This is a genomic window from Erythrobacter sp. S267 (assembly GCF_057365045.1).
Genome location: NZ_CP200298.1, coordinates 2167664 through 2192928, shown reverse-complemented (window position 1 = coordinate 2192928; position 25265 = coordinate 2167664). Strand labels below are relative to the sequence as shown.

26 protein-coding genes are annotated in these 25265 nt (G+C 61.1%); 13 read left to right on the top strand and 13 right to left on the bottom strand.

Annotation, left to right across the window (positions count from 1 at the left end):
- Nucleotides 1-9: 9 nt before the first annotated feature.
- Together AC0V6X_RS10345 and AC0V6X_RS10340 are read left to right on the top strand one after the other, a co-directional pair.
- The gene (locus AC0V6X_RS10345; RefSeq protein ID WP_486184468.1) at nt 10-786 is read left to right on the top strand and encodes a class II aldolase/adducin family protein; all 777 of its coding nucleotides are present in this window, start codon (nt 10-12) and stop codon (nt 784-786) included.
- A gap of 57 nt (nt 787-843) precedes the next feature.
- Nucleotides 844-1401 carry a (2Fe-2S)-binding protein gene (locus AC0V6X_RS10340; protein WP_486184467.1) on the top strand — a complete coding sequence of 186 codons (558 nt, stop codon included), beginning with the start codon at nt 844-846 and terminating at the stop codon, nt 1399-1401.
- Nucleotides 1402-1453: 52 nt separating this feature from the next.
- On the opposite strand, the gene AC0V6X_RS10335 is transcribed toward AC0V6X_RS10340, so the two are convergent.
- Together AC0V6X_RS10335 and AC0V6X_RS10330 are read right to left on the bottom strand one after the other, a co-directional pair.
- Nucleotides 1454-2461: a DUF6607 family protein gene (locus AC0V6X_RS10335; RefSeq protein WP_486184466.1), complete on the bottom strand. Its 1008-nt coding sequence runs from the start codon at nt 2459-2461 to the stop codon at nt 1454-1456.
- 23 nt (nt 2462-2484) lie between these two features.
- Nucleotides 2485-4770: a TonB-dependent hemoglobin/transferrin/lactoferrin family receptor gene (locus tag AC0V6X_RS10330; protein ID WP_486184465.1), complete on the bottom strand. Its 2286-nt coding sequence runs from the start codon at nt 4768-4770 to the stop codon at nt 2485-2487.
- 162 nt (nt 4771-4932) lie between these two features.
- Here AC0V6X_RS10330 and AC0V6X_RS10325 point away from each other — a divergent pair, with 162 nt between their 5' ends.
- Both AC0V6X_RS10325 and AC0V6X_RS10320 read left to right on the top strand, forming a co-directional pair.
- Complete coding sequence (locus AC0V6X_RS10325) at nt 4933-5277, top strand: arsenate reductase family protein (protein WP_486184464.1); 345 nt, start codon at nt 4933-4935, stop codon at nt 5275-5277.
- A 155-nt stretch (nt 5278-5432) separates the two neighbouring features.
- Nucleotides 5433-6335, top strand: a complete 903-nt coding sequence (locus AC0V6X_RS10320) for a L,D-transpeptidase family protein (RefSeq protein ID WP_486184463.1) — start codon at nt 5433-5435, stop codon at nt 6333-6335.
- A gap of 21 nt (nt 6336-6356) precedes the next feature.
- Here AC0V6X_RS10320 and tilS read toward each other — a convergent pair whose 3' ends face one another.
- From tilS to AC0V6X_RS10295, 5 genes are all read right to left on the bottom strand, one after another.
- On the bottom strand, nt 6357-7265 hold the full coding sequence (gene tilS, locus AC0V6X_RS10315) for a tRNA lysidine(34) synthetase TilS (RefSeq protein WP_486184462.1): 909 nt from the start codon (nt 7263-7265) through the stop codon (nt 6357-6359).
- A 140-nt stretch (nt 7266-7405) separates the two neighbouring features.
- Nucleotides 7406-8395 carry a tetratricopeptide repeat protein gene (locus AC0V6X_RS10310; RefSeq protein WP_486184461.1) on the bottom strand — a complete coding sequence of 330 codons (990 nt, stop codon included), beginning with the start codon at nt 8393-8395 and terminating at the stop codon, nt 7406-7408.
- A 160-nt stretch (nt 8396-8555) separates the two neighbouring features.
- Nucleotides 8556-9413: a helix-turn-helix domain-containing protein gene (locus AC0V6X_RS10305; protein ID WP_486184460.1), complete on the bottom strand. Its 858-nt coding sequence runs from the start codon at nt 9411-9413 to the stop codon at nt 8556-8558.
- Between the two features lie 171 nt (nt 9414-9584).
- Complete coding sequence (gene ptsP, locus AC0V6X_RS10300; RefSeq protein ID WP_486184459.1) at nt 9585-11867, bottom strand: phosphoenolpyruvate--protein phosphotransferase; 2283 nt, start codon at nt 11865-11867, stop codon at nt 9585-9587.
- A gap of 94 nt (nt 11868-11961) precedes the next feature.
- Nucleotides 11962-12162, bottom strand: coding sequence for a YdcH family protein (locus AC0V6X_RS10295; protein WP_486184458.1), 201 nt, complete (start codon nt 12160-12162; stop codon nt 11962-11964).
- Nucleotides 12163-12461: 299 nt separating this feature from the next.
- Between AC0V6X_RS10295 and AC0V6X_RS10290 the strand changes: the two genes are divergently transcribed.
- Nucleotides 12462-12659, top strand: coding sequence for a YdcH family protein (locus tag AC0V6X_RS10290; protein WP_486184457.1), 198 nt, complete (start codon nt 12462-12464; stop codon nt 12657-12659).
- A 387-nt stretch (nt 12660-13046) separates the two neighbouring features.
- On the top strand, nt 13047-13508 hold the full coding sequence (locus tag AC0V6X_RS10285) for a DUF1465 family protein (RefSeq protein WP_486184456.1): 462 nt from the start codon (nt 13047-13049) through the stop codon (nt 13506-13508).
- Nucleotides 13509-13516: 8 nt separating this feature from the next.
- Here AC0V6X_RS10285 and glpK read toward each other — a convergent pair whose 3' ends face one another.
- A complete protein-coding gene (glpK, locus tag AC0V6X_RS10280; protein WP_486184455.1) occupies nt 13517-14989 on the bottom strand; it encodes a glycerol kinase GlpK in 1473 nt (490 codons plus the stop codon).
- A 58-nt stretch (nt 14990-15047) separates the two neighbouring features.
- On the opposite strand from glpK, the gene AC0V6X_RS10275 reads away from it, so the two are divergent.
- Genes AC0V6X_RS10275 through AC0V6X_RS10265 form a run of 3 tightly spaced genes read left to right on the top strand, consistent with a single transcriptional unit; the run spans nt 15048 to nt 17359 of the window.
- On the top strand, nt 15048-15926 hold the full coding sequence (locus AC0V6X_RS10275; RefSeq protein ID WP_486184454.1) for an MBL fold metallo-hydrolase: 879 nt from the start codon (nt 15048-15050) through the stop codon (nt 15924-15926).
- Between the two features lie 4 nt (nt 15927-15930).
- Complete coding sequence (locus AC0V6X_RS10270; RefSeq protein ID WP_486184453.1) at nt 15931-16632, top strand: VIT1/CCC1 transporter family protein; 702 nt, start codon at nt 15931-15933, stop codon at nt 16630-16632.
- 16 nt (nt 16633-16648) lie between these two features.
- Nucleotides 16649-17359 (top strand): SDR family oxidoreductase, encoded by a 711-nt coding sequence (locus tag AC0V6X_RS10265; RefSeq protein WP_486185568.1) that lies wholly within the window; start codon nt 16649-16651, stop codon nt 17357-17359.
- Nucleotides 17360-17363: 4 nt separating this feature from the next.
- On the opposite strand, the gene AC0V6X_RS10260 is transcribed toward AC0V6X_RS10265, so the two are convergent.
- Both AC0V6X_RS10260 and AC0V6X_RS10255 read right to left on the bottom strand, forming a co-directional pair.
- A complete protein-coding gene (locus AC0V6X_RS10260; protein ID WP_486184452.1) occupies nt 17364-17729 on the bottom strand; it encodes a hypothetical protein in 366 nt (121 codons plus the stop codon).
- Between the two features lie 8 nt (nt 17730-17737).
- Entirely contained in the window at nt 17738-19345 is a 1608-nt protein-coding gene (locus AC0V6X_RS10255; protein ID WP_486184451.1) for a class I adenylate-forming enzyme family protein, read from the bottom strand.
- Between the two features lie 125 nt (nt 19346-19470).
- On the opposite strand from AC0V6X_RS10255, the gene nadA reads away from it, so the two are divergent.
- Nucleotides 19471-20472, top strand: a complete 1002-nt coding sequence (gene nadA / locus AC0V6X_RS10250) for a quinolinate synthase NadA (RefSeq protein ID WP_486184450.1) — start codon at nt 19471-19473, stop codon at nt 20470-20472.
- Nucleotides 20473-20486: 14 nt separating this feature from the next.
- Complete coding sequence (locus tag AC0V6X_RS10245) at nt 20487-21152, top strand: DUF2971 domain-containing protein (protein WP_486184449.1); 666 nt, start codon at nt 20487-20489, stop codon at nt 21150-21152.
- Here AC0V6X_RS10245 and AC0V6X_RS10240 read toward each other — a convergent pair.
- The gene (locus AC0V6X_RS10240) at nt 21149-22057 is read right to left on the bottom strand and encodes a DMT family transporter (protein WP_486184448.1); all 909 of its coding nucleotides are present in this window, start codon (nt 22055-22057) and stop codon (nt 21149-21151) included. The two genes, AC0V6X_RS10245 and AC0V6X_RS10240, sit on opposite strands and share 4 nt — an antisense overlap.
- A 68-nt stretch (nt 22058-22125) precedes the next feature.
- On the opposite strand from AC0V6X_RS10240, the gene AC0V6X_RS10235 reads away from it, so the two are divergent.
- Nucleotides 22126-23238, top strand: coding sequence for an alkene reductase (locus AC0V6X_RS10235; protein WP_486184447.1), 1113 nt, complete (start codon nt 22126-22128; stop codon nt 23236-23238).
- An 11-nt stretch (nt 23239-23249) separates the two neighbouring features.
- Here AC0V6X_RS10235 and AC0V6X_RS10230 read toward each other — a convergent pair whose 3' ends face one another.
- Together AC0V6X_RS10230 and lipB are read right to left on the bottom strand one after the other, a co-directional pair.
- Nucleotides 23250-23564, bottom strand: coding sequence for a hypothetical protein (locus AC0V6X_RS10230; protein ID WP_486184446.1), 315 nt, complete (start codon nt 23562-23564; stop codon nt 23250-23252).
- Between the two features lie 13 nt (nt 23565-23577).
- Entirely contained in the window at nt 23578-24279 is a 702-nt protein-coding gene (gene lipB, locus AC0V6X_RS10225; RefSeq protein ID WP_486184445.1) for a lipoyl(octanoyl) transferase LipB, read from the bottom strand.
- Between the two features lie 92 nt (nt 24280-24371).
- On the opposite strand from lipB, the gene AC0V6X_RS10220 reads away from it, so the two are divergent.
- Complete coding sequence (locus AC0V6X_RS10220) at nt 24372-25202, top strand: hypothetical protein (protein WP_486184444.1); 831 nt, start codon at nt 24372-24374, stop codon at nt 25200-25202.
- The last annotated feature ends 63 nt before the right edge of the window (nt 25203-25265 follow it).

The following is a 25265-nucleotide window of genomic DNA, read 5'->3' as shown; positions in this document are numbered from 1 at the left end:
AGATGACCCATGGCCACACAGCTCAACCCCGATGCCAGCCTTGAAGGCAAAGTCAGCAAGGAAGAATGGCAAGCGCGCCTTGATCTGGCGGCCTGCTACCGCATCTTCGACCATCTGGGCTGGGGGGAATCGATCTATAATCACATTTCTCTCAAAGTGCCCGGAGAAGAGGACACATTCCTCATCAATCCGTTCGGCTTGCTCTATGACGAAGTGACCGCGTCAAACCTCGTCAAGATCGACGTAGAGGGGAATAATGTCGGCGGATCGCCATATATGGTGAACAAAGCGGGCTTTACGCAGCACGCCTACTTCCACAAACATCTGGGCACGCGGGCAGAGGCGATCTGCCACGTCCACACGACTGCAACCATGGCGGTGTGCAGCCACAAAGACGGCCTGCTGCCGACCAACTTCTACGCCTGCAACTTCCAGGACCAGATCGGCTATCACGACTTTGAAGGCGTGACCGTGCGCGCTGAGGAAGGTGAGCGGCTGGTGCAGAACCTTGGCAATCACACGATCCTGATGCTGCGCAATCATGGTCCGGTTGTGATGGACAGCAAGATCCAGGGCATGTTTGTGAAGATGTGGGCGCTGCAACGCGCTTGCGAAATTCAGGTTGCCACTCTGTCTCAGGGTGATCCTCTGATGGTCCCGCAAGAGGTGGTCGACGTCCACCAGCGCGACCTTTCTGTCATGCAGTCGCAGGGCGGCGCTGGCGTGTTCGATTTCGAAGCGTGGAAGCGCAAGATCGACCGCATCGACGACAGCTGGCGCACGTAAGAGCGGCCAAGCTCAACAGTGCTTTCTCAGACCCAATCACCCCAACGGTAAGTCGCAGTGCCGAGGATGACGATCAATGGGCGGCCGGTCGAGTTTGATCTCGATCCGGATATGCCCTTGCTCTACGCACTGCGCGAAGCGGCGAACCTGACGGGCACGAAGTCCGGCGGCGGGGGAGATTGCTCGTGTGGTGCGTGCATGGTGCTGGTTGACGGAGCCGCGCTCAGGTCGTGCCGCATCACTCTGGCAGAGGCAGAAGGGCGGATCATCACCACGATCGAAGGGATCGCGCGCGACCGCTCGCATCCGATGCAGCAGGCGATGGTGGCGGAGCAGGCGATCCAGTGCGGCTTCTGCACACCCGGAGTGGTGATTGCGGGGGTCGCTTTGCTGGAGCGCAATTCCGACCCGAGCCGGGCTGAGATCGAAGAGACGATTCAGAATATGTGTCGCTGCGGGGTCTATCCGCGGCTGGTGCGGGTGATTGAGCGTGCGGGCCGCGTGCTGCGCCGTCAGGAGACGATCAGCGCAGCGCCTGCTCCGGGCATTGATGCGGCCGATGCGGCGGGACAGGTGCCCGCCCTACGCGTGCCGGAAGAAGCGCCGGAGGAGTAGGAGGAGGGAGCCAAGGGCGGCCCCCTCTCCCCTCAGACTCTGAGACAGAAGCTCAGCCACCGTTTTGCGGCGCGGTGCCCGCCTCGATCAAAGCGAGCGCTTCTGCGGTTGCGGCCTCAGCCTCTTTCTCACCTTTCTTGACCGCATCGGCGAGGCGGAGGAGTTCGCCTGCGATCTCGGTCCCGACATTAGGTTCCTGCGCGATTGTAATGCCGCCATTGGCGCGCGCTTGCTGCGCCCACTTGTCGCGGATCGCGGCCCAATATTCGCTGGTGGCTGACCAATATTCTTCGGCTGCCGCGACGTTGTATCCATCGAAACGCTCATAAGTGTTGAGGACATATTCCTGCACCACTGGCACCATTTCGCCCGAGCCATCCTCGGCGGGCATCATCTTGGTGTTGTCCTGCCAGTGAATCCAGCCCGTGGGCGTCATCTGGTGGCGGTTGATCCCGACATAGCGGTCATAGATCGGATCACGCACAGCGTCACGGCGAGCAAGCGGGCGGGTCGTCCAGTTGGAGCGCCAGCGCTTGATCCCGTTCGACATCTCCCACTCGCCCCAGCCGGCATAGCGCGGGCTGTCATCGACTTGATAGACGGTCTGCGACCAGCGCCCGGCTCGCATGGCCTCCGGAACGTCGGTCAGGACCCAGCGCTCGCCGCCTTCATAGGTGAGGATTTGCGCCGGTTCATACTGCCAGTCCTGCCGCCAATGCTTGACCACGTAAGGATCGCTCTGGTCGCCGGTGACGAGCAGGTGCTGGAGGACGATGCGGTCGCCGGTATCCTCGACCACGCGCACGCTTTCAAACCCACCAGAGGTCTTCGGGTCGAGCGGCTCATACCCTTCCATCCACGCGGTCGATTCCTGCATGTCAAAGGTCACGCGGAAATCGCCTGCCATAGCAAGGATCGTCGCGCGGTCGGCTTGGAAGGCCGCGTCGGCGGCGTCGGCGTTGCGGACAATCGGATCATCGGCGAGGGCGGGGGAGGGCACTGCGACAAGCGCCGCTGCGGCGAGGCCCGTGGCGAGGGCAGTTTTGGCAAATTTGAGCATGGGAATCTCCTCTTGAGGTGGGTTCAGAATGAAAAGCTGATCGAAGCGCTGACATTGCGCCCCGGCTGAGTGAAAGCATCAAGCGGCTGGCTCGGTGTTTGATTTCCAGCGAAGTCGGTGGTGAAGCCTAGGCCGCGCACGGTTGGCCACAGCGCATAGGTCTCATCCAGCAGGTTGAAGACGCCCACGCGCAGCTTCAGAGCGTCGGTCACATTGAAGAAGGCGGTCGCGTCCAGCACGGTTGAGGCATCGGGCCGCACGCACTCACCGCCACATTCATCGGTGTCCACGTCATCCGCGCTTTTGCGAGCGTTGTGGGTCAGGATCAGGTCGGCTCCAAACCGTCCCTCCGGATCGGCATAGCCAACACCTGCAATGACATTGAACGGATCGATGGTCTGAAGCGGGGTGGTCGTCCCTGCCGCCGCATCGGTCACATCCCCATCGGCATAGGCGAAAGCCAGATTGGCGCTAAGGCCACTGTCGAACCTCGCGCCGATGCGCCCCTCAATCCCCTCGATCTCCACCTCGTCCTCATTGACGAACTGGAACAAGGCCGGGTTCGCCGGATTTCCGAACTGCCCGCCGACAACGATCTGGTTGATGAAGTTGTCATAATTGGCGGAGAAGCCCACCAGCTGCGCCGAGAACACATCGCCGCTGTAGCGGAGGCCGGCTTCGAAGCTCTCGCTCGTCTCCGGCTCCAGATCAGGGTTGGGCAGCGAGGCATAGCCTTGCAGCGGATTGGCGAAGAAGTTGTTCACCTGGCCCGGCGTTGGGGCGAGAAAGCCTTGCGCGTAATTGCCGAACAGGCGCAGGTCGGGCACGATCTCAAGTGTGACGCCCAGCTTGGGGGAAAGGCGCGCATCGCTCTGACCTTCAGCGCTGAAGTTCGCGCCAAGCAAGGGATCCTCGGTCGGGTTGAGGTCGTAGAAATCGAGCCGCAGCGCCGGAAACAAAGTCACTGCTCCGCCTGCCAGACTGATCTCGTTGGCGACGAAAACGCCGCCCAGCGTGAAGTCGGTAAGCGGAAAAGCGCGGCTGGGGAAGGTCTCGCCGGCGGGCGGAACCGTGCCGTCACGCAGGCTGGCTTGCTCTGTCCAAGAGATATCACCGCCAAAGGCTATGTTGTGCTCCATACCACCCAGCTCGATGGAGGTGCGTGCCTCGGCGACCGCGCCCCAGACTTGGGTGTCCAGATTGTTGATCCGGGTGCGGTTGGGGGCGGAGGGCAGAGCGACTGGAGTGCGGTCTTCCTCCGAGTTCTGCGAATTGGTTGTGTCCTGATAATAGATCGCGACATGGGCGTACTCAACCGGGGCCTCTCCGGTCGCGGTATAGGTCCAGTCCGCGGAGATGCGGTTGCGCTCGATAAAGTCGGCAGTGTCGAGGCGGGTCACATCCCAGACCTGCGTGCCGGAAATGGAGGGGCCAAAGAACACCGATTGCTGGCCTGAGAGCACGTTGCTCTCAATCGACTGGTCGAGATACTCGCCGGTCACCCGCACGCGATGCTCACCATTGTCCCACACCAGCTTGCCGAGCAGCGCATCGGACGCGCCATCCTGCGGGTTGGCGATGGTGCGCTCTATCCCGACACCCCCGACAGTGCCTTGCGTCTCAAGCTCGGAGAAGTCGCGGCGTGTGTAAGCGATCATGCCGGAGAGCTCTGTCCCTTGCGCGGCAAGGGTGATGGTCTGTGCGAACTCGTCATCCTCGCTCGAATATTGTGAACGGACGAAGCCTCCAAAGCCGTCGCTACCAAGGATGTCGGAGGGGTCGGAGGTCGTGAAGCTGACAATGCCCGCCACTCCGTCGCTGCCATAGAGCGAGGAGGCGGGGCCGCGCAGAATCTCGACCTGTTTGACGAGGCTCACATCGGTGTAGTCTCCTCGGCCTGCGCTTTGTGCGCCAAAGGCGAAGCCTTGCGGAGTGCGGATGCCGTCGACCTGGATCAGCACGCGATTGCCACCGATCCCGCGGATCGCGATGTCTTCATTGCGTGCGCGGCCAAGCGAGGAACCTGCTGCGCCGAAGCGGGCGGGAGCACGGCGGACAGTCACACCGGGTTCAAACCGGACCAGATCGCGCAGATCGGTCGCAAGCTGGTCGGCGATTTCCTCGTCAGTGATGATCGTGATCGCGGCGGGGGCTTCTTCAACCACGACCGGGGTGCGTGTGGCGGTCACAGTGATGCGGCCTTGCTCTGGTGGAGCAGCCTGTTCCTCATTCGGGGTCTCAGCAGCAGCCGGAAGGGCGAGGGCAGCGCCTGAGGTGAGTAAGGCAGTATGGATAATAAAACGTGGCATTTGATTCCCTTCAGCAACATTTCAATGTCGCTAATGACAATGACTCGCAAATGCAACAAGGAATATGAGAATCACTCGCAATAATTCGGCAGTGGCCATATTTGCGCCATTCCGCTAGCGCTGAAGCAGTATCTCGACCCTTGGAAATTCGGAGCAAAGGCCATGAAGGCAACCATCTGGCACAACCCCAAATGCGGCACTTCGCGAAAGACTCTCGCTATTCTTGAGAACCTCTCAAAGGTCGATGTGACCGTGGTTGAGTACCTCAAAGAACCCCCGACCAAGGAGAAGCTCGCTCAGCTTTACGCCGATGCGGGGATCACACCGGCAGAAGGCCTGCGCCTTCGCGGAACTGATGCGGCGGAGCGAGGGCTGCCTGATGCAGACGCCAACACCGTGCTCGAAGCGATGGCCACAGAGCCGATTCTGATTGAGCGTCCACTGGTTGAGACTGAGAAGGGCGTCGCGCTTTGCCGGCCTCAGGACAAGGTGCTGACCCTGCTGTGATAGTGAGCTGACCAGGTTCCAGCGTTAACGATTTGACACCGCTAGCGTCTCGGCAAGGGACGGCTCATCGCATCCTACTGGCTGTCCTGCGCAAAATACGTAATAATGCGCGCACTGACTAACGAAGCTAACGCTCGGGATTGAAGGAATTGGCTGTGAAGAATTTTCGCCTCTCTGGGACTTTGGGCGCTGGCCTTTTGGGTCTCGCTGCTCTGACCGGCGGCGCCACTGTCCTGGCCCAGACCTCTCCAGAGGATGCCGCTGATGCTGCGGTTGAAGTCGCTGCCGATGCTGAAGATGCGATCCGCGCGATCGACCCGACGACGGGTGGTGACTCGCTCATTATCGATCCGAGCCTGCCACAGCCCTATGGCCTGGAAGCCGAGCTTGACGAGGACGTCCTCAGCCTTCCCGAACTGCCGCCTGCCAGCGAACAACTGAACTTTGACGAAGTAGCGACCGACGCTCTCCCAACGCCTACAGTCGCACAGCCTCCGCGCGGTCCTGCTGCACGGATGATTTCGCAGGCGCAGGTCCAGGCCGTTCCCGCGACCCAAACTGTACCTGCCCTCACACAGGCGCAGGCTGACGATCCCTTCGTCGTCAAGAGCATCCTGCCGATCGAAGGCACTATTCGCTACGGCGAGTGGTACTGGGACGAATCGCGGGCCCCTGCCAATGGGAAGCTGGTCATCACAGTCGACCTCGATGCGCGCGTCATCAGCGTGTTCCGCGATGGGCATGAGATTGGCACGGCTGTGGCTCTGTTGGGCACAGAACGTCACCCGACCCCGCTCGGCACTTTCCCGATCCTGACCAAGGAACGCGACAACGTTTCGGAAAAATACAACAACGCGCCCATGCCATGGACGCTGCGCCTGACTTGGTCGGGCATTGCGATCCACGGTTCGCCAGTAATGAATGGCTACGCCTCGCACGGTTGCATCGGTGTGCCCGATCCGTTTGCGGAGAAGCTCTTCGCCATCGCTAAGCGCGGCGACAAGGTCGTGATCACGCGTGGTCAGTTCATCGGGGTTGGCGACAAGATCATGTCTTGAGGCCCTGCGGCTCACCAAAATTCAGTGAGAATGGCGCGGAGGCTCTGGGCTGAAGGTCCAGACTCGCACCGTGAGCGGCGTTCCTTCAAGCTGACCGGTCCCCGCCACCGCCAGGACACCTCCCAGCGATGCATTCTCGCCGCGCCAAAGACGGTCGGCGGCGCGGCCTGCTTCTGACCGAGTGACCAATCCGCCCAGCTCCGAAACGATGCGCATGACAGTCTCCACCTGGATCGCCCGCGGGACATTGCAGGTGTAGCGCAACGACGGGCCGCTTTCTGGCGTCACCTCGCGCTCGACCATCTCTTCAAAGTCCATCGCGGCATACCACTCGATCGCGCGCAGGCTTTCCGCCAGGTGCCCCGCGCTGGTCGCGAGAGCCGCTGCGTCGAGCCAATCGTGCTGAGCCAGATGGTCGCGCACCCGGACACGGTCAAAGGCCATATTGGCGTTGGATGGATCGCGTGCCGGTTTGATCCCGCAATCGGCGAGAATCCGTTCCAACTCTGCCTTGCGGAAGCCTAGGAGCGGACGAAGGAGCGTGATCTCGCTTCCCGGCAATGTGCCAAAGTCGCGCACGCCAGCAAGGCCAGCAAGGCCACTTCCGCGCGCCAGCCGCATCAGCAGCGTCTCGGCCTGATCGTCGGCGTGGTGTGCGGTGGCGATAGCGCCTAGCCCCTCCATCCCGGCCCAGCGGGCAAGGGCTGCATAACGTGCCTCGCGTGCTTTGGCCTGCAGGTTGCCACGCGGAACATCGACCCGCGCTGGTGTAAAGGGGATGGAAAGCGCCGCGCAAAGCCGCTCCACCAGAGCGACTTCTTCGGTGGCCTCTGGACGGAGGCCGTGGTCGACGCTCATCACCGCGACATCATCCGGGATCGTCAGAGCTGCGAGCAGCAGGAGTGCGAGCGAATCTGGCCCACCGGACACCGCCAGACCCAAGGGACGCTCGCGGTCCTCTTGCGGCCACAGCCGTGCAAGTTCCTCTGCGAATCGTTCGCTTAGTTCGGGGTCAATCCGGTCAAGAGGGACAGGGCTATCAATCAGCGCCTCCGCTTAGACGAGCAGCCTCAGCTGCACGACACATTGGAGCGGTTGCTCTGAAACTGATCGGCTAAGCGGCCAGAAGCCACCGCCGGATAGGTCTCTGCAAACTCCGCGAGCGCGATGCAGGCACGGCGCGTGTCGTTCATGGCGATCATGCTTTCAGCGAGGAACAACAGGCTATCCGGCGCGCGGCGCGCGGTGCGGTCGGCTTGATAGTTGCGCAGGAACCAGCGTGCGGCTTCTTCCGGCATGCCATCATCAAGGAACGCACGGCCCAGAAGGTTTCGGCCATAGGTGATGCGGTAGTGGTCGGGATAGGCTTCGACATAGGAGGCAAGCTGTTGGCGTGCCTCTGGGAAGAAGCCAGCATTCCACAGACGGAAGCCGTATGAGTATTCATCATCGCCCGCATCATCGGTCTGCGGCTTGGTGATTTCCTGCACTGCGGCAAGGCGCGAAGCTGATGGCCCGGTCGCAGCGGGCGGCGTTTCTTCTTCCTGCGCCATCGCGGAAAGGTTGCTGTCGGTCGCGCCCTGCTCTTCGAATGGGTTGGATGGCGTTTCAGTTATGTCCTGAGGGACGGGCTGCGACGTGCGCGCCTCCAACATCGCAACCCGTTCATTCATCATGCTGATCGCGTTGGTGTTCTCTTCCGAGCGGGCGGTGAGCTGCTGCAATTGCAGCTCAATGGTGTCGAGCCGGGCGAGGATGTCGGTCACAGCACTGGTTGATGGAGCCGTCGAGCGGGTCGGACCGGTGGCTGTTCCGTCAGCGGTGATTTGCGGTTCAAAGAAGCGACCATCTCCGCCTGGAAAGACCGCGCGCTGTAGGGCGCGAATTTCCGCCTCTGCCCGTCGCAGGCGCGCTTCGGAATTGTCCTGCGCCACGGAGGGCACAGGGGTTGTAGCAACCACTGCCGCGGCGGTCAGAGCGCCCAAGGCAGGCGTCATCTTGCGCAATGCAGCAAGTGGGTTTGCGAGAAAATACTGGCGAGTGTTCATACGATTGCTCATCCTGGGCAGACTCCCTTACCTGTCCTTCGCGTCGCCTTTTGGCATCGCGTGTATGAACAGCGTCTGGATTGTGGCTAAATCTGTGGCTTAGCAGCGGCCCCAAGTCGACCCCGTGCTCCTACTAAACCGGGGAATGTGCGTGCGCATTCCATCCAAGGCATCAATTGTTTACAACCGCTCCATCGACCGGAGCCACGCGCGCCAACAAAGCGGAGGCGGATATCGGCGTGTCCCCCATCGTCACCGGTTCATCGGCCAGTTTGGGAACTTCGCGTCCGCCAACCGTGATCGCGAAAGCGTCTGGACGTCCGGTGTTGATGCGCGGTTCGGTTGCATCGCCGGGAAGCTCAAAGCTTTCGCCGCTGGCCATGGTCGCTTCGAACAGGCGGTCGCCGCCATCCTCATAAAAACGCACCCAGACCCCATCTTCGAGCGCAGTGAAAACAACCTGACCCCCAGTGGGTGCCGCCGTGTCTACGGTCCCGCCGTCAGCTGTCGTGTCACCGGCGACAAGGTCGGTCTGCACCGCTTCACCCGCCGCGTCCTCACTCGCGATCAGGCTGGGCAAGGGATCGCCTGCGCCAAAATAGGAGCTCACAAAGGCCACCACCCCGATGGTCAACAAGATAGCGGCAAATCCGCCGAACCAAGCCAACCCTGCCGAGGGCAACTTCGCCGGATCACCCGGCTCCATCCCCCCTGCCATAGCAGAGGCGCGTGCATGGCCATCGGCGAGCTCTTCGCGCAGCGCATCTCCCATCTCAACCTCATCAAGGCCAAGGGTGCGGGCATAGGTGCGGGTGAAGCCAATCGCATAAGCGCGTGACGGCAGATCGGCGAAATTACCCGCTTCAATCGTTTCGAGATGGCGGACGGGAATGCGCGTTTGAGCCGCCACATGGTCGAGATCCATGCGCTGTTTTTCGCGCGCTGTGCGAAGGCGATCGCCAACACTTGCCGAACTGGTTTCCGTCAGTTCGGACAGCCCTTCTTCGACTGCGTCCTGTTCGCTTGCCATGACCCGGTCCGCTGGTTTGTCACTCTAACGGTGACTCTTTGTGAATTTGGAGTACCCATACAGAAGCTTTCCAACCGGTCAGCTGTCAAGCGCTGTGATGCAAAAAAGTGTTTCGGTCAGGTCAACTGCCCTGCAGCTCCGGTAACTGGAGTGCGCGCCGCGATTGGCGCGTCAGTCCGCCTCAATATTGCGATCAGCTGCCCATGCGCCCAGCTCTTTGCGAAGGTCCGTGCCGGGCTCTGACAACCAAGTATTCATCGCCTCACTAATCTCAGCCAAGTCGACTTTGCGCACCAGCTCTTTAATCGGGCCGACGGCGGCTGGCGTGATGGAGAGACGGCGGAAGCCGATACCCATCAGCGCGAGCGCTTCGAGCCTGCGCCCGCCCATCTCTCCGCACACGCCGACATCGACAGAGCTTCCGACACTCGATTGCATCACGCGGCGCAAGAAGCGCAGGATCGGGATGGAGAGCCAGTCATAGCGTTCGGCCAAAGCCGGATTGCCCCGGTCGGCAGCGTAGAGGAACTGCGTCAAATCATTGGTCCCAACCGACAGGAAAGACAGACGCGGGATCAACAGGTCGAGCATCTCCGCCAGCGCGGGCACTTCCAGCATCGCGCCATAGCGAATTTGCTCTGGCACCATCTTCTTTTTGGAGCGCAGGAAGGCAAGCTGCTCTTCGAAGACCTGCTTTGCCGCGTCGAACTCCCACACTTCCGAAACCATCGGGAACATCACATGGAGCGAACGACCCGCCGCCGCCTCCAGCAAGGCGCGCGCCTGCGCTTTCATCAGCCCTTCGCGGGTCAGCGCCAATCGAAGCGCACGCCAGCCCATCGCCGGATTCTCATCATGCTGAGCGGGATTGTTGGACAGGTATGGCACCGATTTATCGCCGCCAATGTCGACCGTGCGGAAGATGACGGGCTTATCTCCCGCCGCGTCGAGCACATCGCGGTAGAGCCGCAATTGCCGCTCACGCTGGGGAAGGGTGGCTGAAACGAGGAACTGAAACTCTGTCCGGAACAACCCGATCCCGTCCGCGCCCGTCATCGCCAGCATGCTCACATCGTCACGTAGCCCGGCATTCATCATTACCTGAATGCGCGTGCCACAGCGGGTGAAGGGCTCCACATCGCGGAGTTCCGCATAGGCGGCCTGGCGCTCTTTGGATTTGGCGAAGCGCTGCTGAAAGGCCTCTGCCATCTGGTTGGAGGGGCGAATGGTGGCGGTGGCGGCGCTCGCATCGAGCAGGATCTCATCCCCTTCGCGCACCACGCCGCGCAGCCCCCCATTGCCGTGATTGGCCCGCCCGATCACAGGCACGCCCATGGCGCGCGCGACGATCACGACATGGGCGGTGAGCGACCCTTCTTCCAGGATCACCCCCTTCAACCGCCGCCGATCATATTCGAGCAATTCCGCCGGACCCAGATTGCGCGCGATCAGGATGGTGTCCTTGCGCAGGCCCTGTTGCGCCGCCGTGCCGAGCTGGCCCGAGACAATCCGCAACAGCCGGTTCGCCAGATCCTCCAGATCGTGCATCCGATCAGCAAGCAGCGGGTCGTCAATCTCACGCATGCGCATGCGGGTGTGCTGCTGTACGCGTTCAATCGCCGCTTCTGCGGTAAGGCCTGAATCAATCGCTTCGTTGATGCGCCGCGACCAGCCTTCGTCATAGGCGAACATCTTATAGGTCTCGAGCACCTCTTCATGCTCGCCCCCTGCGCCGAATTCAGCCTGGTTGGTAAGGCCATCAATCTGTTCGCGCATGCGGTCAAAGGCCCGGTAGACGCGCTGCCGCTCCGCTTCGGTATCCTCGGCCACGACCTGCGTGATCTGAACGCGCGGCTGGTGGTAGGCAGCGACCCCAGCGCCGAGCCCTTTGACCAGTGTCAGACCGCTGATGTTTTGCGGACCAGACACTTCCGCTGTGAGGCCCAGAGCCTCCTCCTCATCAACCAATTCGGCATTGGCGATCAGTTCGGACAGGACCATGGCAGTGGTCTGGAGCGCCTCAATCTCGACATCTTCATAGCGGCGTGGATCGACGTGTTGGACGCATAGGACACCCACCGCTCGTTCGTGGTAGACGATGGGAACGCCGGCAAAAGAGTGGAATTTGTCCTCGCCTGTTTCCGGGCGATACTGGAAGTCGGGATGGGCTTTTGCCTCAGCCAGGTTCAGCGTCTCGACATTGTCCGCAATCGTTCCTGTCAGCCCTTCGCCGATGGCCATGCGGGTGACGTGAACCGCGCTCTTATTAAGGCCGCGCGTTGCGTAAAGCTCCAGCATCCCCTCGCGCAGGAGATAGATCGAGCACACTTCACTGGTCAGGGATTCGCCGACAATTTCGACGACCTGATCGAGCTTACCCTGCGCATGCAGGCGCGAGGCCATAACCTCGTGCAAGCGGGTGAGAATTTGTCGAGCGGAAGCGGCGCCAGTCATAGGTGCCTATGGATTAGGCTCTAGGCCACACAAAAGCAAAGGCGAAGACAGACACTTCGCGCCGTATTGGCTCAAACGGAAGGTGAGAACGCCGCTAGCAGCGTGCAATCTCTTCCTTCAGCCTGAGCTTCTGCTTTTTAAGAGATTGGATCATCGCCGCATCCGGGGAAGGCCGCGCAAGCTCATCACGGAGCTGAGCATCGAGGCCTGCATGTTTGGATTGGAGAGCATTCACGTGAGATGCGGTTGCGCCTGCCTGAGGTGCGTCTGCGTGTGAAGCTGGGGACGATGCCATATTCGTTCTCCTATGTGTGTGGGGGTATGCCCCCGGTGGAGCGACTCGGCACACATGGAAACGGCCGGGCCGCAGACCGCAATCTGACCACAAAGACGCTAACTTGCAAAGGGCTTATGAAGCGTGAAGCGACATGGCTGCAGGATTCTGAGGTGAACTGTGGCGAGTACTTAGGGGCAATGCCTAGGCCTGCGGTCAAGAACACGCCGCCTGGCTGAGAAAAGACCGTGGCAGTGGCGCAATTTTTCCCGCATGGTTGCCGCCATGACGTCCAAGATCGTTAGCGAGTCGCTGTCAGCATGAATGAGCAAGAGCTTATGAAGCGGCTCGAAATGCTGCGCACCGAGCATCGCGATCTGGATGCAGCGATTGGCGCGCTCAGCGATGCTGGCTCCACCGACCAACTGCAAATCGCCCGCCTGAAAAAGCGCAAGCTGCGGTTGAAGGATCAGATCGCGCTGATCGAAGACACGCTGCTGCCCGATATTATTGCGTAGTTTTCTGAGGCCCTCAAACGCCGGGCGCGGACCATCCGGTCCGCTTGGCCCAGAAAAGCTTGGGGCGGCACAAGCCGCGGCGCGCAGTCGCGCTTGCGGTCCGCTTCGCGGCCCGTGCTCCGCGATTACCTTGCTACGAAGCGCCTAGCCTCTTGGTGCCTGCCGCGTGGGTAGCGCTGGTTCGGTCCACGACCAGTGGACCGCGAGGCCACGCGGCCGAGCCGCAGGTGCCCCGCAGCGAAGCGAAGGGGATAGCACCGAGGAGTTCACCCGCATGGGTGAACACACAACTAAAACGCCCCACATCGGGACGCCGTTCAATCTCTCCGGGAAAGTAACCATAGGTGGCTGGTAACAAGGCCGCTCGCGCAATAGCGCCGTCTGTCTATGCCACGCACAACAAACCTTTCTCGCCCGATCATCGAGGCGCTTTACAGTGAAGCTCTGGTGCTCGCCGATGAAGTGCGCGCCGTCTTCGCTTTGGGCACGCGCGAGCCAGCAGTGGGTGAGGAGCCCACGGCGCGTCTGGCGCTCTCGACCGAGGGGTTGAAGACCACGACGCGGATGATGCATGTGCTGGCGTGGCTGCTCAACCAGCGGGCGTTTTTCTCCGGTGAGCTGAGCGAGAATCAGGTACGTCGCCATGGCACTTTGCCGCCCGATCGCACCGCTGATCCAAAATCGCTTCTGGCGCTGGAACCGGCGACTCGCGAGCTGATTGCGGAGACAGAGCGGCTCCACGAACGTATCGCGCGCCTGGATGAAGCATGGCGTAGCGGATTCGAAATGGCTTCGCCCGCGCGCGCCATTCACAGCCGCTTGCAGCGCCGCTTCGAAGACCTGAACTGACCCGCGCGCTAAGCGGCGTCCAGCGCTGCTGTCCACCTTTTGAGTCGCGCTTCGCGCACCTCTGCCTTCATTGACGGCTCGAAGCGGGTTAGCGTGCCGCGCATCGTCGCCGCTGCCGTTGCAAGGTCGGGGTAAAGGCCTGCGCCTGTCGCAGCCAGCATCGCCGCGCCCAAGGCGGTCGTCTCCACAAAACCGGGCCGCTCTACCACCACGCCGAGCATGTCAGCGAGGTCCTGTGCCATCCAGTCATTGGCGGACATGCCGCCATCGATCCGCAAGGTCTCCCACGCGGTGCCGTCCGCGGCGAAGGCTTTGGCGAGGTCGTGGGTCTGATGCGCCATCGCCTCTAAAGCCGCGCGCGCCAGTTCGGCCTTGCCGCTTGCAAAGCTGAGGCCGGTAATGACCCCGCGCGCCTCTGCGTTCCAGTGCGGAGCGCCAAGGCCAGATAGCGCCGGGACAATTGTCACCCCTCCGCTGTCGGGTATCGAGCGGGCAAGCGCCTCGGTGTCACTCGCCACCTCAACAATGCCGAGCGAATCGCGCAACCACTGGACGAGGCTCCCTGCGACGAAGACTGAACCTTCGATGGCGTAGGTCCGCTTGCCGTCCAACTGCGTCAGCACGGTGCCAAGCAGGCGGTTTTGCGAGCGCGGAACCTCCTCGCCTTGGTTGGTGAGGATGAAGGCTCCGGTGCCGTAGGTCGCCTTGGTCTCTCCCGGAGCAAGGCAAGCCTGCCCGATGGTCGCCGCCTGCTGGTCGCCGACAAGGCCCGTGATCGGAATCGCGCAGCCGAACAGGCTGACCTCGGTCTCACCCAAGGCGCCAGCCATGTCGGTAACTTCAGGAAGCGCCGCGTGCGGCACTCCCAGCAATTCGCACAGCCCTTCATCAAAGCCAGCGCCGTCGAGCGCCATCAGCAAAGTGCGGCTGGCGTTGCTGGCGTCGGAGATATGCTTTTCGCCGCCGGTGAGTTTGAACACCAGCCAGCTTTCGATCGTGCCTAGGGCGAGCGTGCCCGCCTCGGCCGCCGCCTTCACTTGCCCCACATTGTCGAGCATCCAGCGCATCTTGGTGCCGGAGAAATAGGGGTCGAGCAGCAGGCCGGTCTTGGCCTGCACCGCCGCCTCGTGCCCCGCCTCGCGGAGCTCGGCGCAAAATGGTTCGGTCCGGCGATCCTGCCAGACGATGGCCTTTGTCAAAGGCTCTCCCGTCGAGCGGTCCCAGGCCACCACCGTCTCGCGCTGATTGGTGATGCCGATCGCTGCAATCATCGCCGCGCCGCCCGCTTTGGGGATCACATCGAGCGCACATTGCAGCGTCTTGTCCCAGATCTCACCCGCGTCGTGCTCCACCCAGCCGGATTGCGGATAAAACTGCGTCAGCTCCTCCTGCGCGCTGGCTACCAGCACACCGTCGCTCGCAAACAGCATCGCGCGGGTGGAAGTGGTGCCTTCGTCCAGGACAAGAATGTAGTCGCTCATCGGTTCCCTCTTTCTCTTGGGAGTGACTTCTGACGATCCTCACTCCATATGCAAGTCCATGGCTGGAATACCCCCAAAACCATGGCCCACGGGCCTCGCTGACCAAGTCGAACCGCTGGTTTGCCGAGTGCTCGCGCCCAACCCGTCGCCTTACACCTACACCGGCACGCAGACCTATGTGGTTGGTCCGCTTGGTGGGCCAGACTGCGCGGTGATTGATCCGGGGCCGAATGAGGCGGAGCATGTTGAGGCCATTGTCGCTGCTATCGCAGGCCGCTCCGTCATCGCGATCATGTGCACCCACACACACCGCGACCACTCGCCCGCCGCTGCGCCCTTGGCTGAGCAAACGGGCGCTCCCATCGTCGGCTGCGCTCCTTTGGTGCTGGAGGTGGACGGGCCACGCTCGGATGAGAGCTTTGACACAACCTATGCGCCTGACCGGGTTCTCGAAGATGGCGAGCAGATGCGCGGCACTGGCTGGACGCTGACGGCCGTCGCGACGCCGGGGCACACTTCCAACCACCTGTGCTACGCGCTTGAGGAAAGCGGTTCGCTGTTCACCGGCGATCATGTGATGGGCTGGTCGACCAGCGTTGTCATTCCGCCCGACGGCGACATGGGTGAATACATGGCGAGCCTTGAGAAGCTGCAGGCACGCGATGACACGGTTTACCACTCCGCTCACGGCGCTGCGATCACCAAGCCCAAACAGCTGGTGCGCGGCATGATCGGCCATCGCCGTCAGCGCGAAAACCAGATTTTGCGCCTGATGGGTGAGCGCGCGCGCCCTGTCTCCGACTTCATCCCCGACATGTATAAGGGCCTCGACCCGCGTTTGATCGGCGCCGCGGAGATGAGCGTAACGGCGCATCTGATCGAGCTCGAAAAGCGCGGGGCTGCCAAGCGAGATGGGGAAGTCTGGAGCGTCAGTTAAGCCGATGACACCAAGCGCACATCCCGATGACCCGCACTATGTCGAGCGTGGCGGATGGCTTCGGGCTGCGGTGCTTGGCGGCAATGATGGGATCATCTCGGTCGCATCGCTCGTAATTGGTGTGGCCGCTGCCAATCCTGATCCCTCGGTCATCATCATCACGGGCGTTGCCGGCCTTGTCGCAGGCGCCATGTCGATGGCGGCTGGCGAATACATCTCCGTCTCAGCGCAGCGCGATTCCGAACAGGCCGATATTGCGCGCGAAAGACAAGCGCTTGAGGACATGCCGCAAGAAGAGCTCGATGAACTGACCGAGATCTATAAAGAACGCGGGCTAAGCGATGAAACCGCTGCCTTGGTTGCGCGTGAGTTGATGGCGAAAGACCCGCTATCTGCCCACTTGCGCGACGAGCTTCGCTTGTCGGATGAGTTGGCGGCAAAGCCGCTTCAAGCAGCGATTGCGTCGGGTATAACCTTCACCCTTGGCGCAACTCCTCCTGTTCTCGCGGCGGTTCTTGCCCCTGCGCAGTGGACGATCTGGGCTATCGCCATCGTCTCAGTCACAGCGCTGGCTTTGTTGGGAGCGACCGGAGCAAGGCTTGGCGGTGCGCCCATGGTTCCGGCGACTATCCGAGTTGTAGGCTGGGGTGTCCTTGCAATGGCCGCAACAGCTGCGATTGGGTCGCTGTTCGGAATAGCGGTGTAGAGGGCGCGCAAGTCGAATTGCATCCAATAGGAGAAAGCCAATCGAAACAGTCCTGATCACCGGAGCAAATCGCGGGCTTGGTCTCGCTTTGGCGCAGAGATTTGCGAGCGCAGGCTGGCGGGTTCATGCGGCGTGCCGCGCGCCTGAGGAAGCGGAGGCTCTCTCCGCCTTGGCCGATAGCCATGATGTGCGCATCTGGAAGCTTGATGTAACCAATGTCGAAGAGATTACGCGTCTGGCCGAGGATTTGTCGGACGAGACCCTTGATGTGCTGATCAACAATGCCGGGGTTCTGGACCGCAACCGGGCTGACTTCGCTGCTCTCGATTATGCCGAGTGGACACAGATTCTCGCAGTCAACTCCATCGCGCCGGTGCAGATTGCCCTGGCGATGAAGCCGCTGCTTGCCCGCGCACCCAATCCGCGCATCGTGACTGTGTCGAGCGAGATGGGATCGCTCAACCGCGATCTTGGCGGTGCCATTGCCTACCGTACCAGCAAGGCTGCGGTGAACAAGGCGATGCAGGTGCTGGCGACGGAGTTTGGCCTTGATGGCATCATCGTCGTGCCGATCCACCCCGGCTGGGTGCGCACCGATATGGGCGGCGCTGGGGCAGCCATTGCCCCAGAGGAGAGCGCAGGCGGCATATTCGATCTGACCACGCGATTGACCCGGGACATGTCAGGCCGCTTCTGGACCTGGGAGGGGATCGAGCATCCTTGGTGAAGTGTCACTCTTCGTCTGAGGAGAACCTCGCGCCGCATTTTGAGCAGCGTGATCTCAGCGGCAGCTGTACGCCGCCGTAATCATAGTTTTTGTACAACCATTTATAGCGATCGCGTTCCATTGCCTTTTTGGTTTTGACTTCAACCTTATAGTCGGCGAAGATTGGATAGCCGCAGGCATGGCAGCCAAGATTGAACAGCCAGCCTGCCCATAAGAATAGCGGAAAAGTGACGGCCAGTGGCCAGAAGACCTCGAACACCGCAGCGACAAAACCGCTAATGAAGAAAAGCGCAGTCCCCGCTATGGCGGTCCATTGCCAACGCCGGGCACGTGCATAGCGCTTGAAGTGTTTGTGCGACGGATTAATCATCTACGTGACTAACCCAGTTCCCCCTTCGCAAATTGCTCGGCGAGCTGAAACTTCTGGATCTTGCCTGATCCTGTCAGCGGGAACTCCTTCATCCAGACCCAATGCGCGGGTGTCTTTTGCGGTGAGAGGCGTTGTCGGATGTGGGCTTTCAAATCGTCGTCGGAGGGGCGCTCAGCGCCGTCTGCCAGCCGCATAAAACAGGCGACGATCTCGCCCCATTTCTCATCCGGAACACCGGCGCAGGCGACTTCGGCTAGGGCAGGGTGTTCCAACATCGCCGCTTCGATCTCAGCAGAGAACAGGTTCTCGCCCCCGCGGATGATCATCTCTTTCACCCGGCCCGTGATCTTCACATAGCCGCGTGCGCTCATTGAACCGAGATCGCCGGTGTGCAACCAGCCCTCTTCGTCAATCGTTTCAGCGGTGGCTTCTGGATTGTCGTTATAGCCCGCCATCTGGTTGTAGCCGCGCATGCAAATCTCGCCCTGCTCGTCGACCGCGCACACGCTGTTGTCATTGGGGGACCGGATCGACACCTCGATATGAGCAATTGGCTGCCCAATCGTCTCGATCAATTCTTCGCCAGTATCGGTCGGCCAGGCGCCCGTGATAGCGGGGCAAGTTTCGGTCTGGCCATAGACGATCAGGATCGGCACGCCGAATGTCTCCTGCGCGGCTGCGTTGAGCGCGGGTTGCACCATCGCGCCGCCGCTCACCACTGTCTTCACGCTGGAGACGTCCGTGCCGGTTGCCTTCGCTGCCTCGATAATGGCGTAGATCATGGTCGCGACCCCGCCCACGATTTCAGGCTTTTCGCGCTCAATCCCCTTGGCCACTGCGACGGGGTCAAAGACGGAGACGAGCAGCAGGCAGGCTCCATGCGCAATCACGCCGAGCACACACACTGCGCTGCCAGCGGTGTGGAAAAGCGGGAAGGGACAGGTAACTGTCTGGCCTGGAGACAGGCCCCAGCGGGCAAAGATATCGTGATTGCTTTGAACCAGCCCATGCTGGTGGAGTAGCACGCCCTTGGGAAAGCCGGTCGTGCCCGACGTGTACTGGATCATCACAATGTCAAACGGGTCGCTGGGGCGCAGCTCGCCATCATGCTCGCCCGCAAACAGCTCGCCATGATCGGTCATATCGATGACATAGTCATGCGCGGGGAGCCCGGCGGCGGCTTCATCGACGATGGGACGCAGAGCGCTGGTGCGCACATGCGGCTGATAGTAGACCGCGCCCGAACCCGATTGTTCGAGCACATAGCGAACCTCACGTGCGATGAAGCTGGGGTTCACTGTGACAATGGTCAGCCCCGCCATCGCCGCGCCCAGCTGGATCAGCACCCATTCGGGGCAATTGCCGCCCATGATCGCAATCCGCGTTCCCGCCGGATGGCGCGAAGCCAGTGCGCGTCCGCAGCGCTCTGCATCGTGGAGCAATTGCGCATAAGTCCATTCGCGCCCAACCGATCCGTCTGCCAACATTTCGCGCAGAGCCATCGCATCAGGCTGCACGGCAACCTGCTCTCGCAATGTGCCTTCAATCGTGCGCTCAGCATAGGGCGTGTCGGTCTGCGCCGGGCAATAGGCTTCGGTCAGGTCTAACTGGTACATCACACTCTCCCCTAGAGGCGACCACGCTAGCAGGCTTTATTGCGGCGTAAAGCGCTCGCAAAATTGCGCATCAATCCCTATGTGGGGCGCAAGATAGTTAGCTTTCTGCAATCGGGGATCTGTAAATGAGCGTCGAAACCAAAGTGCCCACGGGCGATGATTTGCTGGCTGAGATCAATCGGCTGCGCAAAGAGCGCAATGCGGTGATCCTCGCGCATTATTACCAGACGCCCGATATTCAGGACATCGCCGACTTTGTGGGAGACTCGCTGGAGCTGTCACGCAAGGCGGCGGAGACCGATGCCGATGTGATCCTGTTTTGCGGGGTCAAGTTCATGGCCGACACCGCCAAGATCCTCTCACCAGAGAAGACCGTGATCCTGCCCGACATGGACGCCGGGTGCAGCCTTGAAGACTCCTGCCCGCCGGAGAAGTTCAAGGCTTTCCGTGAAGCGCATCCCGACCACATCGCGCTGACCTACATCAACTGCTCTACGGAAGTGAAAGCGCTGTCCGACGTGATCGTGACCAGCTCCAGCGCAGAGACGATCCTCTCGCAAATCCCGCCAGAGCAGAAGATCATCTTTGGCCCGGACCGCCATTTGGGCGGCTGGCTCAGCCGCAATTTCAACCGCGAAATGCTGCTGTGGCCGGGCGTGTGCATCGTGCACGAAGCCTTCAGCGAAACCGAGCTTCTGAAGCTTAAGGAACAGCACCCCGGAGCGCCCGTCGCCGCGCATCCGGAATGCCCGCCCGCGATTATCGACCACGCCGATTATGTCGGCTCGACCAGCGGTATCCTGAAGTTTGCCAAGGGCTTTGAAGGCGACACGCTGATCGTCGCGACCGAGCCGCACATCATGCACCAGATGGAGAAGGCTCTGCCGGAGAAAACCTTCATCGGCGCACCGGGAGCGGACGGCAACTGCAACTGCAACATCTGCCCCTACATGGCGCTGAACACCATGGAGAAGATGTACTCCGCCCTACGCGACCTCGAACCCCGCATCGAAATGGACGAGGACCTGCGCCTGAAGGCAAAGGAAAGCCTCGACCGGATGCTGGAAATGGCGAGCGGGACGGTTGGCATGGGTGATCTGGGACAGGTGCCGTTTTCGGCGAATTGAGCTAGAAAGCAACGATGAGCAGTGGTCCAACCCTAAGACGATACACTAATGTATTAGCGTTACTGGACCTGCTTCACCATAAGCGACTGACGCTACTCAATCCTGCAAAATGGTACGATCAGAATGACGCATTGGGCCTCAGGCAGTACTCAAAGCTAAAAGGTGAAGGCTCAATATTCGCCGCGTGTTTCGCAGAGGGTTACGAACAAGCCCATCACTGGCAAATTTTTGCGGGCGATAGCCACGGACTTGCGATTGTCTTTGACAAGCGCGCTCTTATTGACGCTTTCAATACAAGTGCCCGGTATGAAGAAGTGGTCCACGGCCCAGTCCTGTACCGAAACCTAAAAGAGATCCGCGCTATGCGACCGATCTCTGCGGGTGATCTGCCATTTCTCAAACGTGATACTTTCGAGGCCGAGCAAGAATACCGTGTCGTAGCATGGGAAGAGGATTGGCTTGCCGGACCAACCTTCTCGATTCCGGTTGAGGTGAGCTGCATCACTAGGATCGTCTTGGGCCCGTCGATGCCTATGTCACTTGCAAAGTCACTCAAGGAAATTGCACTCAAGATTGACGGCTGCGCCGATCTTACGTTTGCAAAATCGCGGCTGGTAAACAATGCCAGCTGGGCAAAGGCGATATCCGACGGCTTGAAGGACAAAGATACCGAGGATTAGCGATCTCTTTGAGTTGCTTTAGCCACCACCAGCGCGCTTCCCAGCAGGACCATACCCACAACATCCAGCGGCATCAGCACTTCCTCAAACGCCACCCATCCTATCACCGCGGCGATCGCGGGTTGGGTCAGCAGCGCAAGCCCGATGATTAGCGGTGGGAAATGCGCAAGCGAGTAGACCAGCAGGCCCTGTCCGATCAGCTGGCTGGTCACGAACAGCACGATCACCGGCGTCCAATTGGTCGGCCAGACAGGCTCTCCCAAAGCCAGCGCTAGGGCAAGTAGCGCGGGCGCTGCGAAGATGCTCACCCAGACTAGCAGGCTCCACGATCCAAACCGGGCGCGTTCGCCTTGCAGGGTCAGGAGATAGACCGCGTAGAGCAGGCCGGCGGTGACGCAGAAGAGGTCTCCGATGAAGGTCTCGGTTGAGATTTGCAGGCTACGGCCAAGCAGAATTGCCGCCCCTCCCAAAGCGCAGATGATTGCGAGCCAGTCCAATCCCTTGGGCAGCATCCTCGCGATGATGAAGCCCCAGAAGAGCAGGATGATCGAGCCTGCATTGCCAAACAAAGTCGCATTGCCCAGCCGCGTCATCCCGATCCCGATATGCCAGCTTGCAAGGTCTCCGGCGAAGGCGAGCGCGCCGATGGCGACCAGCACCAGCGTCTTTCTCGGCATCCCGCTCAGCTTCTGCCCTGCCACCCAGGCAAAGGCGATGAGGAAGGGGAGGGCGAGGAACAGCCGCCAGAACGCTGCGCTCACCGGGCCTGTATCGGTCAGCCGAACCAGCCACGGGCCAAGCGCCAACGCAACATTCCCGCCCAACAGGGCCGCCAACAGCAGCGCCGCACGCAGCGGTGAGGCCTGCGGCTCAAGCGTTTCTTTCAAGGCCCCCTCATTTTCCATGCTTGCGATGTAGCGCTCACTGCCCCAAGTGAATAGCCAAATGAAACGTATCTGGAGGATGACACCGCATGCATGACGCTCTGTTCCAGCCGCTCACCATGGGCGCGCTCGAAGCGAAGAACCGCATTTTCATGGCGCCGCTGACCCGTGGTCGGGCTGCCAAGCCGATGTTCGTACCCAACGAAATGATGGGCACTTACTACACCCAGCGCGCAGGGGCCGGCATGATCCTGACAGAGGCGACCGGCATCAGCGTTGAAGGGCTGGGCTGGCCATCGGCTCCGGGCATCTGGACCGACGAACAGACTGAGGCGTGGAAGCCCATCGTCGAGAGCGTGCAGGCGGCAGGCGGCATGATCGTCATGCAGCTGTGGCATATGGGACGGATTGTGGCGCCCTATTTCCTCGGCGGCGAGCGGCCCTTCTCGGCGAGCGAGACCAAGGCCCCGGGCGAAGCACACACGCCAGAAGGCCGCGTCGAATATGCGACCGCGCGCGCCATGACCAAGGACGATATCAACCGCACGATCGACGATTACCGCCGCGCCGCCGAAAACGCCAAGAGGGCGGGCTTTGACGGGGTCCAGCTGCATGGCGCGAATGGCTATCTGGTCGACCAGTTCCTGCGCGATGGAACCAACCACCGCGAAGATGAATATGGTGGCTCCCCTGAAAACCGCACCCGCTTCATGCGCGAAGTGCTGGAAGCCATCGTCGATGTCTGGCGTGCTGACCGCACGGGTATTCGCTTGTCACCCAATGGCGACTCCCAAGGCACCGATGACAGCAATCCGCCTGCTACCTTTGGCGCGGCGGCCAAGGTCTGTGAGGAGTTGGGCCTTGCCTTTGTCGAACTGCGCCAGCCGGGTCCAGACGGCACCTTTGGTCAGACCGATGTGCCGCAGCAAGACGCGCTGATCCGCTCGATCTATTCGGGCAAGCTGATCCTCAACTCGGACTATTCCGCGCAAGAGGCCGATGACGATGTATCGAGCGGTCGCTGCGACGCTGTGAGCTTTGGCCGGCCCTATATCTCCAACCCCGATCTCGACAAACGGATCGCGGCAGGCGCGTCGTTCAACCCGAACAAGGATGTGCCCAAGAGCTGGTACTTCCCGATTGCGGAAGGGTATATCGACTATCCCACGATGGAAGAGGAAAAGGCCGCTTCGGCAGCCTAAAACTCTCGACCCTATTCTGGCGCTGCTGGGGGTTCCGGCGGCGCCGGTGCAGGGGCATCCGTGTTGCTGGTCTCGACCGTAGTCTCCACCGTGGTCGAGCCATCCTCGCCTTCGGTCACCGTCGTAGTCGACGTTGATTGACGCGGGGCGAGCGGCGAGGTTGAGGTGAGCTCCTCCAGCGGCAGCATATCATCGCTGATGGTCCCGCCGAGCACTTCGCCTGCGGCCTCTCCGCCGGTTTCGCTTGTGTCGACCTCAGGCACTTCCTCGTCGCATGCGGCGAGCAGCAGGGCTGGTAACAGGGCAGGTAGGAGTAGCTTCTTCATGTCTTGCACTTTTTCATTTTTGGCAGACCTTTTGCCGGGCCGCCTCCAGCGTTCCCAGAAATCCATCAGCGCGCGCCATCAGCGCTTCGTCCCATTGGTCGTTCGACACGCTTTTGCCAAGCCGCGCCATGCTAGTGACGCCGAATTCGTCGATCCCGCAGGGTACGATCCCGCCAAAATGCGATAGGTCCGGGTCGAGATTGACCGAAAAGCCGTGCATCGTCACCCAGCGCCGCACGCGCACGCCAATCGCACCGATCTTCGCCTCGCACCCGTCAATATCCTTGCACCATATTCCTACGCGCCCTTCCGCGCGCCACGCCTCAACCCCAAAGTCGGACAGAGTGTCGATCACCCAGCCCTCAATGGCATGGACGAAGCAGCGCACATCCTTGCCGCGTTTGCCAAGGTCTAGCATCAGATAGCCGACCCGCTGACCCGGCCCGTGATAGGTGTAGCGCCCGCCGCGCCCCGCCTCGATCACCTCAAAGCGCGGATCGACCAGTTCGGCGGGGTCGGCGCTGGTACCAGCGGTGTAAACGGGCGGATGTTCTAGCAGCCATGCGAGCTCCTGAGCTTCACCCGCCGAAATCGCCGCGTTGCGCTCCTCCATCACCGCCAGCGCTTCTCTGTACGGCACATGCGCGTGATCCCGCCGCCATTCGAGGCTGCCGGAGGTGAGCGTCGGGGGCAATTGGATTGCGGTGCTTGCCATTCCCCTCGCGTTGAGGGCATTGAAGCACAAGATCAAGGGGCTAATTGGCTCCAATCTCCACTCGGAGCAGAGTCCAGATCAGGGGAAGCACCATGAACTTCGATATGAACACATGCTGGTCGCGCGCGGTCGAATTGTTGCAGAGCAATTTTTCGCTGCTCGCAGTGATCGCCGGGATGTTTGTGTTGCTGCCGACCATGGCGCTCTATTTGCTGGTGCCCGAATTTGCGGTGCTGGCGGACCCAACCGCAGACCCAGCGGTGTTGGAAGACAAGATTTTCGAGATTCTCGGCCCTCTGATCGCGGGGAGCTTGTTTGTGATGGTATTCCAGTTTGGCGGACAGGCAGCAATGATCGCGCTGATGAGCGACACCCGGCCCACCGTGGGTCAAGCACTCGCCACTGGGTTCAAAGCCGTGCCTAGCCTGTTTGGCGTGCTGATTGGCTTCGCACTGATCTTCATGCTGCTATCGCTGGTTGTGACAGTCCCGGTGAGTTTGGTGGCAGGGTTGCTTGGTGCGCCCGGCCTCGCTGCCCTGGCGGTGCTTCCGATGCTTATTGCCATGGTCTGGCTGCTGGCACGGATGTCGCTTGCCATGCCGGTGATGGTGCTGGGCGGGACTTTGAATCCCATCACTGCCACAATGGAGAGCTTTCGCCTGACAAAGCCGAAGCAATGGGCGATTGCGGGTTTCTGGACCGCGATTATGGCGGTCATCACGATCGCGAGCGTGCTCTTCAATGGCGCTGCCGGAGTGGTCGCTGCGGTGGCAGGTGCCGGCACAGCAGCGCTGGCGATCACCGGGCTCGCCAATGGCATCACCGGCGCGATTGGCGGTATGGTGCAATGCGCCGTGGGGACCGCGATGTTCACGCAGCTTTCCGCGCCGGTCACAGACGCAATCGAAGAAACCTTCGAATAGTCAGCCTTCGCGCACACTCAGAGCCAGAGACAGAACACACCCCGATTGAAAGCCGCCGGTTAG